This is a genomic window from Actinomycetota bacterium (assembly GCA_036280995.1).
Taxonomy (GTDB): Bacteria; Actinomycetota; CALGFH01; order CALGFH01; family CALGFH01; genus CALGFH01.
Genome location: DASUPQ010000916.1, coordinates 1 through 2,013 on the forward strand (window position 1 = coordinate 1; position 2,013 = coordinate 2,013).

Sequence of the window (2,013 nt, forward strand, 5' to 3'; positions counted from 1 at the left end):
TTCCTGCAAGTAACGACACATCCGTCCCCGCGCCACGTCTGCCAACCCAACCGGCAGGACGACTCACGACTCTCGCCGGCGCGCTTGCAACACGCCGAAGAGGCTTCGCTCCGAGCGCTGGCGTTGTCGGCAACCCATGCTAAAATCGTATACATGTTCGACGAAGAGGTGGAGGCGGCGCGCGGATCCGCCGCGCTGCTGGTCGACCTCGTCGCCGCCAACCATGCCGCGGAGAAGCGGCACGGCTGCCGCAGGCTGGTGCTGGCCGCGGTCTGGGCCGACGCGCACGGCGACCCGACGGCCCACCCGGTCGACGAGAGCGAGGCCCGCCCGGTCCGCCGGTCTCGGCCCGATCTGGAGGGCTTGGTCCGGTTGGGTGGGTTGGGCACGCCGCTGGTCGCCGAGACCTGCCCGGCCGAGCTGGGCCTGGCGCAGCAGCTGTCGCCCGGTTCGGCCCGGGTGCTGATCGCCGACGCGCTGGATCTGCGGCACCGGCTGCCCCGGTTGTGGGAGCGGGTCGTGGCGGGTGAGGTGCATGCCTGGAAGGCGCGGACGGTGGCGGTCCGGTCCCGCTATCTGGGCCTGGTCGCGGTCGCCGAGCTGGACCGGTTGATCACCCCCCGGCTGGAGCTGGTGTCCTGGGCCCGGTTCGAGAAGATCCTGGACGCCATGCTGCTGCAGGTCGACCCGGCCGCCTACTCCGCCCGGGTGGCGGAGTCGAAGGCGCGGCGCGGGGTGTGGGCCGGTGAGGCGGCCGCCGGGCTCCGCACGTTGATCATCCGCGCCACCCAGGGCGACGGCTCGGTGTTCCTGGCCGCGGTGAACCGGGTCGCGGACCTGCTGGCCGACGAGGGCGACGAGGACGGCGTCGACGTGCGCCGGTCCAAGGCGGTCGGGATCCTGGGCAATCCGGCCGCCGCGCTGGATCTGCTGCACCGCCACGCCGGGCAGTCCGACGTCTATGACGATCCGTGGGGCTACGGCCCGGACCCGTCCGAGACCGGCCCGTGGCAGCAGGCCTCCGCCGCCGGCTGGGCCGACCCGCACGCCAGGCGCTACCACCGGCCCGACCCGGCCGACCCCGGCTACCAGGCCGGCCAGCAACCACCACCGGACGAGGACGACCCGCCCGAGCCGGCCGGCCCGCGGCCCGACCCCGCCGAGACCGAAGGGTCGAAGGGCGCATCGGCTGACATCGATCCAGCCGCCGACGACGCGGCCGGGCCGGCCGGGCCGGCGGGCACCAGGCTGCTGCCAAACGGTGGTCTGCCGCTGCGGCCGGTCACCCGGGCCGACCGGAACGCGTCCCGGCCCCGGGTGCAGATCGTCTTCCACCTCACCGACGAAGCGGTCCGCGCCAGGCAAGGAGTGGTGCGCACCGACGCCGGCCCGATCACCCTCGACGAACTGCGCCAGTTCCTCACCGACACCGACGCCAACATCACCATCCGACCGGTGTTCGACCCGGCGGCCGTGGCCGCGGTCGACTCCTACGAGATCCCCCTCGAACTGCGGCGGGCGATGGATGTCCGGAACCCGGCGAGCGTGTTCCCGTACAGCAGCAGCAGCGGCCGCACCGACTTCGACCACACAAGACCCTGGCGCCGCGGCGGACCACCCGGTCAGACCAGCCTCGGCAACCTGGGCCCGCTGACCCGGCCCGAACACCGGGCCAAGACCGTCGGCGGCTGGCAGGCCCGACAACCCGAACCCGGCATCTACCTGTGGCGATCACCCCACGGCTGGATCGCTTTGACCACCAACCAAGGCACCCTCATGCTCGGCACCAGCCCCTACGCCCAAAAGCTGTGGCACGACGCCGCACCGATCGAGGCGGCCGCCTGAGCCGACCAGGGTCCCTGATCGAGCGAAACGGCCGATGGACCACACCGAACTCGCGCGCCGATTCCGCCGACCGAGTCACCAGGTCGCCAGGATCTCCTGCAGTTCCCGCCGACGACCCGTGTAGAACGGCACCTCCTCGCGGGTGTGGCGACGGGCAGCCGCGGCCCG

Annotated in this window: 1 protein-coding gene; it reads left to right on the forward strand. The window is 72.8% G+C overall.

Annotated features, from left to right (window positions below; genetic code table 11):
- Positions 1-153: 153 nt before the first annotated feature.
- Positions 154-1,845, forward strand: coding sequence for a DUF222 domain-containing protein (locus VF468_30560; protein HEX5882629.1), 1,692 nt, complete (start codon positions 154-156; stop codon positions 1,843-1,845).
- Positions 1,846-2,013 lie beyond the last annotated feature (168 nt).